The 15277-nt window shown below is 75.0% G+C and carries 14 protein-coding genes; 4 read left to right on the top strand and 10 right to left on the bottom strand.

The genetic code is table 11. The annotated features are described in order from the left end of the window. Positions 1-229: 229 nt before the first annotated feature. On the bottom strand, positions 230-1693 hold the full coding sequence (pdxR, locus tag ACZ518_RS08075) for a MocR-like pyridoxine biosynthesis transcription factor PdxR (RefSeq protein ID WP_469112167.1): 1464 nt from the start codon (positions 1691-1693) through the stop codon (positions 230-232). A 29-nt stretch (positions 1694-1722) separates the two neighbouring features. Here pdxR and ACZ518_RS08080 point away from each other — a divergent pair, with 29 nt between their 5' ends. Next, positions 1723-2769: a DMT family transporter gene (locus ACZ518_RS08080; protein WP_469112168.1), complete on the top strand. Its 1047-nt coding sequence runs from the start codon at positions 1723-1725 to the stop codon at positions 2767-2769. Here ACZ518_RS08080 and ACZ518_RS08085 read toward each other — a convergent pair. Continuing rightward, positions 2730-3104: a YbjQ family protein gene (locus ACZ518_RS08085; protein WP_362458255.1), complete on the bottom strand. Its 375-nt coding sequence runs from the start codon at positions 3102-3104 to the stop codon at positions 2730-2732. The genes ACZ518_RS08080 and ACZ518_RS08085 overlap by 40 nt on opposite strands. A 235-nt stretch (positions 3105-3339) precedes the next feature. Here ACZ518_RS08085 and ACZ518_RS08090 point away from each other — a divergent pair, with 235 nt between their 5' ends. Then, a complete protein-coding gene (locus tag ACZ518_RS08090; protein ID WP_469112169.1) occupies positions 3340-3897 on the top strand; it encodes an SH3 domain-containing protein in 558 nt (185 codons plus the stop codon). Positions 3898-3970: 73 nt separating this feature from the next. Here ACZ518_RS08090 and ACZ518_RS08095 read toward each other — a convergent pair whose 3' ends face one another. From ACZ518_RS08095 to ACZ518_RS08115, 5 genes are all read right to left on the bottom strand, one after another. Beyond that, entirely contained in the window at positions 3971-4903 is a 933-nt protein-coding gene (locus ACZ518_RS08095; RefSeq protein ID WP_469112170.1) for a phosphatase domain-containing protein, read from the bottom strand. Positions 4904-4905: 2 nt separating this feature from the next. Continuing rightward, complete coding sequence (locus tag ACZ518_RS08100) at positions 4906-6123, bottom strand: RNA ligase (protein WP_469112171.1); 1218 nt, start codon at positions 6121-6123, stop codon at positions 4906-4908. A 74-nt stretch (positions 6124-6197) separates the two neighbouring features. Continuing rightward, positions 6198-6866, bottom strand: a complete 669-nt coding sequence (locus tag ACZ518_RS08105; protein WP_469112172.1) for a Rossmann-fold NAD(P)-binding domain-containing protein — start codon at positions 6864-6866, stop codon at positions 6198-6200. Positions 6867-6965: 99 nt separating this feature from the next. Then, positions 6966-7919 carry a tellurite resistance/C4-dicarboxylate transporter family protein gene (locus ACZ518_RS08110; RefSeq protein WP_469112173.1) on the bottom strand — a complete coding sequence of 318 codons (954 nt, stop codon included), beginning with the start codon at positions 7917-7919 and terminating at the stop codon, positions 6966-6968. 4 nt (positions 7920-7923) lie between these two features. Next, positions 7924-8550: an alpha-ketoglutarate-dependent dioxygenase AlkB gene (locus ACZ518_RS08115; protein WP_469112174.1), complete on the bottom strand. Its 627-nt coding sequence runs from the start codon at positions 8548-8550 to the stop codon at positions 7924-7926. 121 nt (positions 8551-8671) lie between these two features. On the opposite strand from ACZ518_RS08115, the gene ACZ518_RS08120 reads away from it, so the two are divergent. Both ACZ518_RS08120 and ACZ518_RS08125 read left to right on the top strand, forming a co-directional pair. Next, positions 8672-10303 (top strand): AMP-binding protein, encoded by a 1632-nt coding sequence (locus ACZ518_RS08120; RefSeq protein ID WP_469112175.1) that lies wholly within the window; start codon positions 8672-8674, stop codon positions 10301-10303. Between the two features lie 67 nt (positions 10304-10370). Then, positions 10371-12011, top strand: coding sequence for a PucR family transcriptional regulator (locus tag ACZ518_RS08125; protein WP_469112176.1), 1641 nt, complete (start codon positions 10371-10373; stop codon positions 12009-12011). A 38-nt stretch (positions 12012-12049) separates the two neighbouring features. Here ACZ518_RS08125 and ACZ518_RS08130 read toward each other — a convergent pair whose 3' ends face one another. From ACZ518_RS08130 to ACZ518_RS08140, 3 genes are all read right to left on the bottom strand, one after another. Beyond that, a complete protein-coding gene (locus ACZ518_RS08130; protein WP_469112177.1) occupies positions 12050-14113 on the bottom strand; it encodes a SpoIIE family protein phosphatase in 2064 nt (687 codons plus the stop codon). Between the two features lie 106 nt (positions 14114-14219). Further along, positions 14220-14654 carry a hypothetical protein gene (locus ACZ518_RS08135; RefSeq protein ID WP_469112178.1) on the bottom strand — a complete coding sequence of 145 codons (435 nt, stop codon included), beginning with the start codon at positions 14652-14654 and terminating at the stop codon, positions 14220-14222. Then, on the bottom strand, positions 14651-15196 hold the full coding sequence (locus ACZ518_RS08140) for a hypothetical protein (protein WP_469112179.1): 546 nt from the start codon (positions 15194-15196) through the stop codon (positions 14651-14653). The genes ACZ518_RS08135 and ACZ518_RS08140 overlap by 4 nt, the downstream gene beginning before the upstream one ends. Positions 15197-15277 lie beyond the last annotated feature (81 nt).

Genomic DNA, 15277 nt, shown 5'->3' on the forward strand with positions numbered 1-15277 from the left:
TGCGGGCGTACGGACTCGCGGAAAAGGGGAGGCGGCTGCGGCCGGACGGCCGGGCCGCGACGCGGGAGCCGCGGGTGCGGCCGCTCTACGTCAACTGCGGGGCGCGGAGTACTGACTCATGGCGTGTCCCTGAGTGAAGGGTGTTCGCCCGATCACCGGCCGGCCCACTGCTCTTTGGCCGGAGTCACGCGACACCGTCGGCCATTACACGTGGCGGGCGCGGCGGTTGTCAACGCCGATGATCTCGTACGTGCTCCCGCAGGGCCCGGCCCAGGACGGCTACGCCCTCTTCGACCTCGCTCACCGGTCCGGCCGCGTAGCCCAGGATCAGGCCCGGCGGGCCGGGTCGCAGCCGGTGCCAGGACAGCGGGTGCGTCTTGACCCCGAGGGCCAGGGCCGCCCCGGCCACGGCGGTGTCGTCGAAGGACGCGCCGTCGAAGGTGACGGTCAGGTGCAGCCCCGCGGCGGCCCCGTGCACCCGGGCTCCGGGCAGGTGCTCGGCGACGGCCCGCAGCATCGCGTCCCGGCGGCGGCGGTGGCGGCGGCGGACGAAGCGCAGGTGGCGCTCCAGTTCGCCCGAGTCCATCAGCCGGGCGAGGACGAGCTGCGCGAGGACCGGGTTGCCGAGGTCGGCGTACCGCTTGGCCTCCACGACCGGGTCCCGCAGGCGGCGCGGGACCAGCAGCCAGCCCAGCCGCAGGGCCGGCGCGAGCAGTTTGGACACGCTCCCGGCGTAGCAGACCCCCTCGGGCGCCAGGGCCCGCAGGGCGGGTACGGGCGCGCGGTCGTAGCGGTGCTCGGCGTCGTAGTCGTCCTCCACGACCAGTCCCCCGGCGGCGGCCCAGGCCAGCAGTTCGCGGCGGCGCTCCCCGTCCAGGACGACCCCGGTCGGGAACTGGTGCGCCGGGGTCATGAGCACGGCCCGCGCCCCGCTCGCCCGCAGCGCGGCCACGTCCAGCCCGGCCCCGTCCACGGGTACGCCGACGACGTCCAGCCCACCGTGCTCCAGCTGTTGCCGCGCCCCCAGCGAGCCGGGGTCCTCCACCGCCACCCGGCGCACGCCGGCCCCGGGCAACACCTGCGCGAGCAGCCAGAGGGCCTGCGCGACCCCGGCGACCACGACGACCTCGGCGGGATCCGCGCGGATCCCCCGGTTCCGGGCCAGCCAGCCGGCGACCGCCTCCCGGAGGGCGGGGGCGCCCTGCGGGTTGCCGTAGCCGAAGTCGGCGGGGGTGAGGGCGGCGAGCACCCGGCGCTCGGCCTGGAGCCAGGCGGTGCGCGGGAAGGCGGTGAGGTCGGGCACCCCGGGCGAGAGGTCGATCCGGCAGGGCACGGCGCGCAGCGCGTCCACCAGCCCGCCGCGCGGTACGGCGGCCGTGGGCCCGGCCGCCGGGGGTGGCGGCGCGGCGACGACCACGGTGCCGGCCCGGCCCCGGCCCGCCACCTGGCCGGTCTCGGCGAGCCGCTGGTAGGCCTCGGTCACCAGCCCGCGGGAGACGCGCAGTTCGGCGGCGAGCACCCGGCTGGCGGGGAGCCGGCTGCCGACGGGCAGGGTGCCGTCGGCGATGGCGGCGCGCAGCCGGCCGGCGAGCCACTCGGTGCGGTTGCCGGGCGGTGCCTCGCCGATGTCGAGCTGGAGGAAGTCCGAGCCCGTTTTGGACCCCTCCGCGGTGCCTTCTTTGGACCTGCTCACGGGACCATTGTGCCTCCAGGCTGGACGGCATGAGCACCTCCACTCCCACCCCGTCCACCGCCTCCGGCTCCCCGTCCCCCTCGCCCGCACGCTCCGTCCCCCTGCGGGACCTGGCCCCCGGGATCATCGGGATGGCGCTGGTCGGCAGCAGCGTCACCGTCTCCCGCTCCCTGGTCGGCGCCCCGCTGTTCGCCGCCCAGGCGGTCCGCTACGTGGCGGCCGCCGTGATCCTGGTCCTCCTCGCCCGGGCCGCCCGGGTGCCGCTGCACCGCCCCCGGGGGCGGGAGTGGCTGTGGCTGGCCGGGATCGCGGCCGGCGGTCTGGTGCTGTTCAACGTGGCCGTGGTCCGGGGCGTCGCGCACGCCGAGCCGGCCGTCATCGCCGTGGCGGTGGCCTCCGTACCGGTCCTGCTGGGCCTGGCCGGCCCGCTGCTGGAGAAGCGCCGGCCCAGCCGCCGGGTGCTGCTGGCGGCGCCCGTGGTGGTCGCGGGGGCGGTGCTGGTCGAGGGGACGGGGCGCACCGACGCCGCCGGGGTGGGCTGGGCGGTGCTGGCGCTGGCCTGCGAGGCGGCGTTCACCCTGCTCGCGGTGCCGGTGCTGGGGCGGCACGGCGCGTGGGGGGTGTCCGTGCACGCGGTGTGGATGGGGGCGGTGATGCTGGCGGTGCTGTCGGTGTGCACGGAACGCCCGTCCGCCCTGGCGGAGCTGACCGTCCGCCAGTGGGGCGCCGTCGGATACCTCGCGGTGCTGGTGACGGCGGTGGCGTTCCTGCTCTGGTACCGCACGGTGGCGGCCGTGGGCTCGGGCCGGGCGGGCCTGCTGACCGGTGTCGCCCCGCTCGCGGCGGCGGGCGCCGGCGTGCTGTCGGGCGGCGCCACACCCCGCCCGGCGGTGTGGCTGGGCCTGGCGGTGGTGGTGGCCGGGCTGGCGCTGGGGCTGCGCGGCGGGAGCGGATCCGCCCCTGGAGGCGGCGGGGACCCGGCGGCCGGCGGCGCGTCCGCCGCTCCGGGGCCGGCGGGGCAGGACGTACCCGCGGATCAGGTCCCGGCGGGCACCAGCACCACGGCCGTCCCGTAGGCGCAGACCTCGGTCCCGACGTCGGCGGCGTCCGTCACGTCGAAGCGCATCATCAGCACCGCGTTGGCGCCGCGCGCCCTGGCCTGCTCGATCAGCCGTTCCATGGCCTGGTTGCGGGTCTCCACGAGGGTCTTGGTGAGCCCCTTCAGCTCGCCGCCGATCATGGATTTCAGGCCTGCTCCGATCTGGCTGCCGAGGTGCCGGGAGCGCACGGTGAGCCCGAACACCTCGCCGATGACCTGCTCGACGCGGTAGCCCGGGACGTCGTTGGTGGTCACGACCAGGACGCCGGTCTGCTGGGCTCCGGGGCCGCCGCCGTAGTCTTCGATACCCATGGGGCCACTGTGCTTCCGGGGGCGGCCGCGCGCATCCGCAGGGCTTCGGGGCGCCGCCGGGGCTGCCGGGGCGCGCCGGGGCCGCCTGGAAGATATTGGGCATATCGGGCTAATCGGCGGTGCGTCGGCCGGGGCTGCGCCCTCCGCCTCGTCATAGTCGTCCGTGGCAGCCACCGCGCTGCCGCCCCGAGCCGCGCCCTGCGGCCGGGCGGAAGACTTCGTGGAGGAGCGGCTCATGCTGAAGCCCACCAGGACCATCCTCGCTCTTGCCGCCGGCAGCATGGTGCTCGGCCTGTTCGGCACGGGCGTCGCCGTCGCGGACAACGGTCCGGTGGACGAGGGGCCCGGCGCGGCGCAGGTCCGCGACGAGGGCTCCGGGGACGACGAGTACAGCGAGTACGACGACGAGGACGAGTACGACGACTACGACGGCTCCGACGACTCCGACGGTTCCGAGGACGGAGAGGGCCGGCCGGGAGGCGACGACGGGCCCGTCACCTACCCCAAGCCCAAGTACGCCCTGGGCCGGGTCGTCTCCCAGGGCCCGCTGAAGATCCGCAGCAAGCCCACCACCCACTCCAGGGTGCTGGGCAAGGTGCACCCGCACCAGAAGCTGGTGCTCGTGTGCAAGAAGCGCGGCGAGAAGGTCGACGGCAACAGCATCTGGTACCTGGTGGAGCAGAAGAAGGACGACGACGACCGCATGGCCGGCAAGAAGTACGACCACAAGCGCGCCTGGGTCTCCGCCCGCTGGGTCAAGGACGTCACCCCGGTGAAGTGGTGCCGCGCCTGACCCTCGCGGACCGCGCCGCCGGGCGTACGGGACGGTGCCTCACGGCGCCGCCTCCCGTACGCCCGGCGGCGTTTCAGAAGTCCCCGTAGTTGACCTGCCAGGTCGGCAGGCCCATCCGGCGCCAGACGGCGACCACCCGGTCGCGGTCGTCGAGCGACACCCGGACGGCGTAGCGGTCGCGCACGTGCGCGTCGAAGAGCTCGGCCTTGACGACGTCGTCGCGGCGGGTGTCGCCCGCCGCCCGCATCCACAGCTCGTCGTACGGCACCTCGTGGCGCCGCAGCCAGGACTCCGTCTGCTCCCGGTGCTCCTCGCTCCGCCCCGACAGCAGCACGATCGTGTCCCCGTCCGCACGCCGGAAGGCGTCGAGCGCGTGCCGTACGGGCTCGTTCAGCAGATCGGTCCCGCAGCGCGAGAAGTCGTACGGGCCCCGGTCGCCGGTGAGGGCGAGCGTGCCGTCGATGTCGCACATCACGGCCGGCGGGAGCGCCGGGTCGGCGACGTACGGGCGGACGGGCGGCTGGTCGTTCAGCCACTCCGCGGTGAGCCGCCAGCCGCCCTTCTTCGCCTTGGCGTGCTTGTCGGCGAGGATCCGGATGATCTCCTCTCCGACCGGCCGCTCCCGCGCCGCGTCGCGGCGCAGGCACTCCTCGACGGGCACGTCGGTGAAGTCGTGCACGACGAAGGTGGCGCGGCCGGCGACCGCCGCCTTGAGCCGCTTGGGGATGTGCGACGTCAGGTGGGTGTTGTCGACCACCACGTCGAAGCCGCCCTCGACGGCCGCGCGGACCGCCGCGTCCTGGACGGCGAGAACGGTCTGCTCGTGCCGGTACGAACGGCCGCGCTCGGGGTCGGGCACGTCGAGCATGGCCCGCAGGTCGTCGAGGTTGACCCGTCGCATGCGGCCGCCGGCCTCGGCCTGGAGGGCACGGGCCGCGGTCGTCTTGCCCGAGGCCGGCAACCCCGTCATGACGTGGACCACGGGGAGTTCGGGCTCTTCGGACACGTTCAGTTCTCCTCGTCGGTGGTGTAGGGGTCGGCCGTCTCCGGCCGGACGGCCCGCCAGCTGACGAGCTCGGTCGAGCGGCCGTCCAGCCGCAGGAACATGGCCGAGCGGATCTTGCCGTCGGGGACCTCCCGCACGGCGCGGGCGAAGGCGGCCCGGTCGCCGGCCAGGTGTGCCAGCGTGCCGTAGGCCTCGTCGACGGCCCGCTCACGGCGGGCGAACTCCGCCTCCAGGCCCGCGATCACCTCGCGCACCCAGGCGTCGAACTCGTCGGGGACCTGCTCCAGGAGCTCGTCCAGCGGACGGCCGCCCTTGGAGCGGACGCCCCCGAGCTCGGCCACGGAAAGGCCCAGGCCCTGGGCCAGGCGCTTCACCGACGTCCCCGCGAAGCGCTGGATGCCGTGGTGCCGCCAGACGTCCCGCTCGGTGACGCCGGTCAGCAGCTTGTGCAGGCGTACGTACTCCGAGAGCTTGGCCTTCGCGCGCACGCCGGAGGCGAAGCGCAGCACGAAGCCCTCGGCCTCGGTGCCGGCCGCGGACCCGCCGCCGGGCAGGGAGTTGGACTCGGCCAGCGCGAGGAGCTCGTCGAGCGGCATGGCGGGCCACACCTTGACGACGGAGCCGATGTCCTGCCAGTGCCCGGCGGCTTCGGCGAGCGGCACCTCGGTGCCGTCCCGGCCGAAGGCGGCGAGCAGGACGAGGTCCCGGCGGTCGCCGTAGTCGACCACGATCCGGTTCTGCGGGTAGAGGATCTCCGCGAGGTAGGTCGTCCCGGGCACGAGGGCCGAGGTGTCGCGGGTGTCTAGGCGGCGCTGCGCCCAGGTGGCCTGGGAGCTGGTGAAGGATCCCTTGGAGGCGACCCGCCAGTGGTCCGCGTAGTGGAAGACCACGGCGAGGCTGCCGTCGACCTTGTCGTACACCTCGAACGTCTCGTCGGGCAGGGCGGGCGCGTACGGGCGGCCGGAGGTGTGCTCGCCGACGTTGAAGAACTTCGGCAGCGGCAGCGCGACGACCGCTCCGGTCTCGTCGTCGGCGACGAGACCGCGGCAGCGCGTGGTGACCGTGTTCCACACCTGCTCGTACTGGGCGGTGCGCGTGTACGTGTAGATGGACAGCGGCAGTTCGGGGTGCCGCTTGCGGGTCACGCGTCCGGCGTCGATGGCCTCCGCCAGCTCCTGCGCGGGCAGCAGGCCGTGCAGAGTCAGGTGGTCCTGGCTCATGTGGGGTTCCTCCCGGTTCGAGATGGCTCATTCTCGCGTGCGGGAGGGAGTCCCCGGTAATCAATTACTACTGGTCACTGGCCGAGGCGGTTGATGTCCTGGGGGCGCAGGATCCGGGTGCCGGCCTCCGCTCCGGGGGTGGCCACGGCGATCATCGCCCGGCCGATGGCCTTCGTGGTGGTGAGCTGGTTCGGTGCGAACAGGCGCAGGAGGGGGAAGAGCGGCTTGGTGACCACGTACCCCACCCGGTAGAGCCAGGTCCTGGACGGCATGCCGCTGACGGGCTGGACGAGGCTGGGCCGGAACATGTAGGCGCTGAAGGGCAGGGCGAGCAGGTCGTTCTCCGTCCTGCCCTTCACCCGGGCCCACATGGTGCCGCCCTGCTCGGTGCTGTCGGTGCCCTCGCCCGAGATGTAGGTGAAGGTCATGGCCGGATTGGCGGCGGCCAGCGGGCGGGCGACGGCGAGCGTCAGGTCGTGGGTGACGGCGCGGTACTCCTCCTCCTTCCTGCCGAGGGAGGAGACGCCCAGGCAGAAGAAGCAGGCGTCGTAGCCGGACAGTTCACCGGCGAGGTCCGTCAGGTCGGTGGGGTCGGGCCGGATGTGCTCGCGGAGCTTGGGGTGGCTGACGCCGAGCGGGGTACGGCCGATGGACAGGACGCTCTTGACGGAGTCGTCGCGCAGGCATTCGAGCAGTACGCCGCGCCCGAGCATTCCGGTTCCGCCGTAGAGGATGACGTTCATGGGTTCAGCCTAGGGGCGTGCCCAGGGGGCCAGGCGGGCGATGCGGCCTCAGTCGAGCGGCTGTGGCCCGTGCTTCGAGCGGGGCCGGCGGAGCCGCCGTCAGACCGGCCTCCGGCCGGGCCGGCAGCAGCTGAGGGTGAAGGCGAGGAGGGTGAGGACCCAGGAGGCCACCGCGATCCACAGCAGGACCTCGCCGAGGGGGCGCAGCCACGGGACGCCGGTCACGGGGGCGGCGGTGAGGCAGGCGGTGGCGGTCATGCCGAGGGGGAAGACGGTGGACCAGCGGCGGATGTCGTAGCCGGGGCGGGGGCTGCGGAGTTCGGCGGCGAGCAGGACGGCGTACCAGGCCAGGGAGATCCCGAGCGCCGCCAGGGTGGCGGTGCGCAGGGCCGTGTGCGCGGCGCCGGTCCACAGCGGCAGGGCGGTGAGTTTCGCCCCGGCGAGGGCCGTGATGGACAGGGCCCCGCCCGCGACCCAGTGGTCGCCCGCCCCGCTGACGACCTCGTGGAACTCGAACCGGGTCAGGGCGAGGCCGTACAGCAGCAGGCCCAGGCAGAAGCAGGCCAGGGCGGCCAGGGCGAGCCACCGGACGCTCCGGGCGGCGGCCAGGGCGGCCGCGAGGACGGCGAGGCCCTGGGTGGCGACGCAGACGAGGAAGGCGGCGCCCGGCATGCGGCGCCGCCAGTGCCGTACGACGGAGACGAGGAGCCCGGGCCACAGGAGAGCGGCCAGCGCGAGCAGGGCGGCGGCCTCGCGCTGCCGGCCGAGCTGGGAGAGACGGGCGCCGAGCACGGTGGTCGCGGCGACGGCGGTGAGGGCGGCCGGGGTGTCCGCCTCGGCCCGGAAGCGCCCCCGGTCGCCGATGAGCCGGGCGGCGAAGTCGCCGGCCAGTACGAGCCACAGTCCGCTCGCGACGGCCAGCGCGGCGAGGGAGAGCCGGGTGCGGCCGGTCAGCTCCAGGGCGATGGAGAGGATCCCGGAGGCCATGACCGCTCCGCCCGCGGCGGGCGGGAGGGCGGAACACCAGGCCCTCAGACGGCTCCCGCTGCGCATGGCCTCACATTACGCCGCGGGTGCGGAACTGGACGCTGATCCGGGGGCCGACGGCCCGTGCCGTCTTGGGGACGGCGTGTTCCATGGTGCGCTGGCAGGAGCCGCCCATCACCACGAGGTCGCCGTGTCCCAGCGGCAGCCGCAGCAGGGTGGGGCCGCCGTCGCGCGGGCGCAGCACGAGGTCGCGGGGGTCTCCGACGGAGAGGATCGCGACCATGGTGTCCTCGGTGGCGGAGCGGCCGGTGCGGTCGCCGTGCCAGGCGACGCTGTCGCGGCCGTCGCGGTAGAGGCAGAGCCCGGCGGTGGCGAAGGGTTCGCCCAGTTCGGCGGCGTAGTGCCGGCCGAGGGCGTCGCGGGCCTCGGTGAGCACGGGGTGCGGGAGCGGCTCGCCCTCCCGGTAGTGGGCCAGCAGCCGGGGGACCTCCACCTCGCGGTCGTACATCTGCCGCCGCTCGGCGCGCCAGGGCACCTCGGCTGCGAGCCGTTCGAAGAGGGCGTCGGCCCCGGTGAGCCACCCGGGGAGGTGGTCGGCCCAGGCGCCTGCCCCGAGCTCGGTCCTCCGTACCGGTGAGAGCGGTCCGAGCCGGATCTCGTCGGTCTGGTCGAAGAGGGAGCCCTGGAGTGCGTGCATGGGACCAGCCTACTCCCGATATCGAACACACGCTCGAAAGAATGAGGGGCTCCGGGGGGTGGCCCGGCGGCCGGCGGAAGAGGATCATGGCCGCACGCCGGCCCCGCCGGGCCACAGAGTCGTGGAGGTACACGTGCAGGTCGCGCCCAGTCACGCGTCAGGAAGCTCCGGGGTCCCGCTGCTGGACGAGACGATCGGGGACAACCTCGACCGCACCGTGCGCCGCTTCCCCGATCGGGACGCCCTCGTCGACGTGGCCGCCGGGCGGCGGTGGACGTACGCGGAGCTGGCCGCCGACGTGGACGTCCTCGCCCTCGGCCTGCTGGACCTCGGCATCACCGAGGGCGACCGGGTCGGCATCTGGGCCCCCAACCGCGCCGAGTGGACCCTGGTGCAGTACGCCACCGCGAAGATCGGGGCGGTCCTGGTCACCGTCAACCCGGCGTACCGCTCGCACGAGCTGGAGTACGTGCTGAACCAGTCCGGGATCCGGCTGCTGGTCGCGGCGGAGAGCTTCAAGGGCTCGGACTACGCGGCGATGATCGAGGAGGTCCGCCCGCGCTGCGCGGACCTGGAGTTCACCGTGCTGCTCGGCGGCCCGCTGTGGGACTCGCTGCTGGAACGCGGCACCCAGGGCGACCCGGCGGACCTGGCGCGGGCGGCCGCGGCCCTGGACCCGGGGGACCCGGTCAACATCCAGTACACCTCGGGGACCACGGGCTTCCCCAAGGGCGCCACCCTCTCGCACCGCAACATCCTCAACAACGGCTTCTTCGTCGGGGAGCTCTGCGGCTACACCGAGCGGGACCGGGTGTGCGTACCGGTGCCCTTCTACCACTGCTTCGGCATGGTCATGGGCGCCCTCGCGTGCACCAGCCACGGCGCGGCGATGGTGATCCCGGCTCCGGCCTTCGACCCGGCGGCCACCCTGGCGGCGGTGGAGGCGGAGGCGTGCACCTCCCTGTACGGGGTGCCGACCATGTTCATCGCCGAGCTGGCCGCGCCCGGCTTCGACGGCTACGACCTGTCGAGCCTGCGGACCGGGATCATGGCGGGCTCGCCCTGTCCGGTGGAGGTGATGAACGAGGTGATCGAGCGGATGGGGATGACCGAGGTCTCCATCTGCTACGGCATGACGGAGACCTCACCGGTGTCCACGCAGACCCGGGCGGACGACTCCGTGGAGCGCCGGGTCTCCACCGTGGGCCGGGTCGGGCCGCACCTGGAGGTCAAGGTCGTCGACCCGGAGACCGGTGCCACCGTCCCGCGCGGCACCCCGGGCGAACTGTGCACCCGGGGCTACTCGGTGATGCTCGGCTACTGGGGCGAGCCGGAGAAGACCGCCGAGGCCGTGGACGGGGAGGGCTGGATGCACACCGGCGACCTGGCGGTCATGGACGCGGACGGCTACCTGAGCATCACGGGCCGGATCAAGGACATGGTGATCCGGGGCGGCGAGAACCTCTACCCGCGCGAGATCGAGGAGTTCCTGCACGGCCACCCCGACGTCCTGGACGTCCAGGTCATCGGCGTCCCCGACGCCAAGTACGGGGAGGAGCTGATGGCGTGGGTGCGGATGCGCGAGGGGGCGGAGCCGCTGACGGCGGACACGGTCCGCGCGTACTGCTCGGGCCGCCTGGCCCACTTCAAGATCCCGCGCTACGTCCACGTCGTGGACGAGTTCCCGATGACGGTCACCGGCAAGATCCGCAAGGTGGAGATGCGTGAGGCGGCGGCCCGGATCATCGGGTAGCTGTAGGGCGCATTTGGTTGCTCCGGGCGGCAGTTGGGGCTCCGGTCGCGCATGGCAGGCTGTGGCCATGCAGTTGCGTGATGTGATCCTCTCCGGCGGCCCGGCGCCGTTCCGGTACCTCGGCGGCGGCGACGAGGGGCTCCGGCGGCCCGTGCTCGCCGCCGTGACCATCGACCTGCCGGATCCGGGGCGGTTCGTCTCCCCCGGTGACCTGGTGCTGTCGGGACTGGTGTGGCTGCGGCCGGACCTCGGGCGCGCCGACGCCTTCGTACGGATCATCGTGGAAGCGGGCGCCGTCGCGCTGGGGGCGGGCGAGGCGGAGTTCGGGAACGTGCCGGACGAGCTGGTGCGGGCCTGCGACCGGCACGGCCTGCCGCTGTTCGCGGTGGGCGTGGACGTCCCCTTCGGCCCCGTCGCCGAGTTCGTGGCGCGGGGCCGCAGCGGGGCCCGGGTCGGGAACCTGGCCGCGCTGGTGGACCGGCACCGGCGGCTGATGGCGTCCCGGCCGGGCAGCGGCGCCGGGACGGGGGCGCTCCTCGAACTGCTGCTGTCCGAGCTGGACCTCCGCGCCCATGTGCTGTCCCCCACCGGGCGGCTGATCGCGGGCGCGCGGCCACCACTGCCGGAGCGGACGGCGACGGCCCTGGCCGGCCGGTTCCTGGCAGCCGAGCGCTCCGGCCGGCGCGCCCCGCACCGTACGGCCGCCCACGGGCTTCCCTACTCGCTGTTCCCGGTGCGGTCCGCTCCGGGGGCCGGGCCCGCGCTGACCGACTGGGCCGTCGCGGTGGAGGCCGACAGCGGGGACTGGCACGACGAGCGCATCGGCCTCGTGGAACGGCTGGCCGGGCTGATCGCGGTGGAGCGCGGCGGCCGGGACGCCGACCGCACCGCGCGCCGGCGGGCCGCCGGGAGGCTGCTCGGACTGCTGGACTCCGGCGGGACGGGGGCCGAGGCGCGGGAGCAGGTCCGGGACGCCGCCGGGCGGCTCGAGGCGGAGGCGCCCGGCGGCGGGGCCCGCTGGCAGGCGGTGGCGGCCCGGCTGGACGGCGTACCGGGCGGCGAGGGGCCGTCGCCGGTGCGGGACCTGCTGGAGGAGGTGCTGCTGCACCCGGCGTGCCTGGGGTCCGGCGCCGCCCGGCGGATCGGGCTCGCCACCGCGCTCGACGGGCGGGAGGCCGTGGCCTTCGTACGGGTGGCCGCGGGCGCGGAGCTGACCCCGGAGGCGGTCCGGGACGCCGCCTGCGGTGCGCTGCCGCGCGGGCTGCGCGGCGCGGAACGGCTGAGCCTGGGCCTCGGCGACCCGGTGGCGGAGCCGGACGACCTGCGGCACACCCTGGCGGAGGCCCGCAACGCCCGCCGGGTGGCGGCCGGCCCGGACGCGGAGCCGGTCGCCGTGTGCGGCACCGGGGACATGGCGGCGCACGTCATGTCGCTGCTCCCGCTGATCCCCGCGGAGGTCAGGCGGGCCTTCAGCCGGCGGCTGCTGGCGCCGCTGCACGCGTACGACCGGCGCCACCACTCCGAACTGGTCCCGACGCTCCGGTCGTTCCTGGAGCACGACGGCTCCTGGGCCCGCTGCGGGGAGGCCCTGCACCTGCACGTGAACTCGCTGCGGTACCGGATCAACCGGATCGAGTCGCTGACCGGGCGGGACCTGGCCCGGCTGGAGGACAAGATGGACTTCGCGGCGGCCCTGCGCATGGACTGAGCCCCGCACCGGCCCGTTCCCCCGCGGCCCGGCCCGCGTCACCCCGCGTGCCGGATCCGGGCCAGGAGCAGGACCGTGTCGTCGGTCGCCGCGTCGGGGACCAGGGCCGACAGGATCCGGTCCACCTCCTCCTCCAACGGTCCTCCGGCCGCCGCGAGCAGCCCCCGCAGGGCGTCCAGTCCCGCCTCGATGTCCTGGCCGCGCGCCTCGACGAGCCCGTCGGTGTAGAGGGCGAGTACGGCCCCGTCGGGGAGGTGGGCGCCGGCCGAGCGAAAGGGGACCCCGCCGACCCCGAGCGGGACTCCGAGGCCGCCGCCGAGGGTCTCGACGGTGCCGTCGGGGCGGCGCACGAGGGGCGGGAGGTGGCCGGCGTTCGCGATGCGGACACGGCCGGTGTGCGGGTCGTACTCCACGTAGACGCAGGTGGCCAGCTCGATGCCGGACTCCCGGGCGCACGCGTCGAGTTCACCGAGGAGCCGCTCGGGCTCCGGGCCGTGGCGGGCCAGCGCCTTGGCGGTGATGCGCAGCCTGCCCATCGAGGCGGCGGCGGGCACCCCGTGGCCCATGACGTCGCCGACGACGAGGGCGACCCGGTCCCCGGGCAGGTCGATCACGTCGTACCAGTCCCCGCCGACCTCGGTGGCCCTGCTGCCCGGAAGGTAGCGGTGGGCGATGGCCACGTGCTCGCTGCGGGCCAGGGCGCTCGGCAGCAGGGCGCGCTGGAGGGTGAGGGCGATGTCCTGGACCCGGCTGTAGAGGCGGGCGTTGTCCAGGCACAGGGCGGCGCGGGAGGCGAGTTCCCCGGCGAGGCTCAGGTCCTGTTCGGTGAAGTCGGGACGGGCGGACGAGCGCCCGAACATGGCGATGCCCTGCACGGTGCCCCGGGCGATGAGCGGGGCGATGACGATGCGGGCGAGGCCGCTGTCCAGCAGCAGCCGGGCGCGGCCGGGCCGGTCCGTGGCCCCGGCCGCGAACTCCTCGTCGACCCGGACGCAGAGCGGGCGGCCGGCGGCGAACATGCGGTGGATGCCGGAGCCCGCCGGGTACCTGACCCGCTCCACGCCGGCCACCAGCTCGGGCGCGGGCGGCGGCAGCACGGTGCCGGACGCGATGCGGCGGGTGAACAGGGGCAGCCGGGGGTCGAAGGCCTCGGCGGGGTTCATCCACTCCACCAGCTCGACCACGCAGCCGTCGCAGAAGTCCGGTACGGCCACCTCGACCAGCTCCCGGGCGGTGGTGTCCACGTCCAGGGTGGTGCCGACGCGGGCCGCGGCCCGGTCCAGCAGGGCCAGGCGGCGTCGGGCCGCGGTGGCCTCCAGCAGGGCCCGCTCGCGGTCGGTGACGTCCACCAGCAGGCCGCCCACCCCGGGGCGGGTCTCCCCGGCCCGGCTGAGCGGGAACAGGCTGACGGACCGCACCTGGTCGCGGTCGGGGCGGCCGGGAGTGCGCAGCCCCACCAGGGCTCCGACGAGGGGTCGGCCCTCGTCGGCGACGGCGCGCATCATCCGCTGGAACTCGCCGCCGTCGGAGGTCAGCATGATCTCGTCGGTGGCACGGCCGAGGTGGGCGGCGACGGGGAGGCCGTCCATGTCGGCCAGGGCCTGGTTGAGGTGGACGTAGCGCAGGTCCTGGTCGAGCATGACCAGGCCGATGGGGCAGGTCTCGAAGAGGGCGTCGAGGAAGGCGAGGTTGGTCTTCACCCGGTCGAGCTCGTCCCCCCTGCTGGCCAGCCCCATGATCACCGGGTCCTCGGCGCTGCCGGCCACCGGGAAGACCCGGAACCCGCAGTCGAAGACCGAGCCGTCCCGGTGCAGGGCCGGCAGCCGGACCCGCCAGTACCCGAGGGTCCGGGCCCGTTCGGTCAGCCGTGCGGCGGAGCCGGGGGTGCCTTCGGGGGGTTCGGGGAAGAGGGTGGCCGCGGGCCGGGACAGCACCTCGGCGGCCTCGTACCCGAAGAGTCCCTGCGCGCCGGGCCCCCAGAAGCGGATCCGGCCGTCCCCGTCCATGCCGAAGACGGCCACCGCCACGTGCTCCAGCAGGGACCCCGGCTCCGACCGGATCGGACCGGCAGCCCCCGAGCCCCCCGTCTGCTCCGACGGCACGCGAAGCCTCCTCTGCCCGGGGCGCGCCGAGTCCCGGTACCGGCCCGCGCGGGGGCGGGGGGCTCGCCGCTCCCCTTCATTCTGCGCGCCATCGGCGGAGCGGACATCACGGCGCCGGCCGGTCCGCGACCACCCGGCGGGGGTCGAGGACGATCTGCCGGGGGGTCCAGCAGTCGGCGCTCTCGATCGCGAGCGCGGCCGAGCAGCCGGCGCACAGCATGTTGGCCCCGCCCGTGCCATCGGGGCCGCAGCAGCCGCCGCGCCCCACGCCGGTGGTGGGGGTCATGCCCCGGGCGTCGCCGGGGCCGATGACGATGCTGCCGACCGGCCCGCCCGGGGCGAGGTGCGACTTCAGCGTGGGGTGGGGCACCTTGGAGAAGGCGGACGGCCGGGGGTCGTACGCGAAGCGGCCCGGCGGGATCCGCGGCGGGCACTCGCCCTCGGCCTCGTAGGGCAGCGGTCCCTCCCGCTCCGGGAGGGGAACCTCCTCGACCTCGGCGGTGACGGCCGTACCGCAGTCGGCACATCGGAAGACGGTCATGCCCCGTCCTCTGCGGCCCAGCCGGTCACGGCGACGACGTCGAGGGCGATGTCGGTCACGGAACGGCCGTCGGTGGGGACGCGCACCACCCAGGGCAGCGCGGCGGCCTCCAGGCGCCGGGACATCAGATCGCTGCGGGCCACGTGGGCTTCCAGCTGGCTGCCGGTCTCGCGCACGGCCAGGCGCCGCCGGGCGGTGGCGTCGGCGGCGGTGAGGAGGACCCCGATGACGCGGGGCGCACCGCCCATCGCCCGGGTGATCAGGCCCGGGTCCAGGACGGAGACGGTGTTGGTGTAGATCAGCCTGCGCTGGCCGAGCGCCGTGTAGTTGCGCCAGAGCGCGGCCAGGTTGGCCCCGGTCAGGCGGGAGCGGTCGGGGTCGCCGGGCGGCGCAGGGTGGGCCTGGTCGAGGTTGTCGCCCTCGACCAGGCAGTGGGCGACCCGTGCGGCGCGCAGCCGCACCGAGACCTCCCAGGCGACCGTGGTCTTCCCGACGCCGGACCGGCCGCCGATGAGCAGTACCTCGCAGGGGCCGTCAGCCATCCGCCCAGCAAACCCCGGCCCGCGGCCGCCCGGCACCCGCGGGCCCGGAGCGCGCGCGGCACCCGGGGGGCGCACGGAATC

It is taken from the genome of Streptomyces sp. NPDC033966, assembly GCF_055575955.1.

Excerpts from the sequence above, each read along its gene's own strand:
- ACZ518_RS08080 (WP_469112168.1), top strand. The coding sequence starts at position 1,723 with ATGAGCACCTCCACTCCCACCCCGTCCACCGCCTCCGGCTCCCCGTCC.
- ACZ518_RS08085 (WP_362458255.1), bottom strand. The coding sequence starts at position 3,104 with ATGGGTATCGAAGACTACGGCGGCGGCCCCGGAGCCCAGCAGACCGGC.
- ACZ518_RS08090 (WP_469112169.1), top strand. The coding sequence starts at position 3,340 with ATGCTGAAGCCCACCAGGACCATCCTCGCTCTTGCCGCCGGCAGCATG.
- ACZ518_RS08100 (WP_469112171.1), bottom strand. The coding sequence starts at position 6,123 with ATGAGCCAGGACCACCTGACTCTGCACGGCCTGCTGCCCGCGCAGGAG.
- ACZ518_RS08105 (WP_469112172.1), bottom strand. The coding sequence starts at position 6,866 with ATGAACGTCATCCTCTACGGCGGAACCGGAATGCTCGGGCGCGGCGTA.
- ACZ518_RS08110 (WP_469112173.1), bottom strand. The coding sequence starts at position 7,919 with ATGCGCAGCGGGAGCCGTCTGAGGGCCTGGTGTTCCGCCCTCCCGCCC.
- ACZ518_RS08115 (WP_469112174.1), bottom strand. The coding sequence starts at position 8,550 with ATGCACGCACTCCAGGGCTCCCTCTTCGACCAGACCGACGAGATCCGG.
- ACZ518_RS08125 (WP_469112176.1), top strand. The coding sequence starts at position 10,371 with ATGCAGTTGCGTGATGTGATCCTCTCCGGCGGCCCGGCGCCGTTCCGG.
- ACZ518_RS08135 (WP_469112178.1), bottom strand. The coding sequence starts at position 14,654 with ATGACCGTCTTCCGATGTGCCGACTGCGGTACGGCCGTCACCGCCGAG.
- ACZ518_RS08140 (WP_469112179.1), bottom strand. The coding sequence starts at position 15,196 with ATGGCTGACGGCCCCTGCGAGGTACTGCTCATCGGCGGCCGGTCCGGC.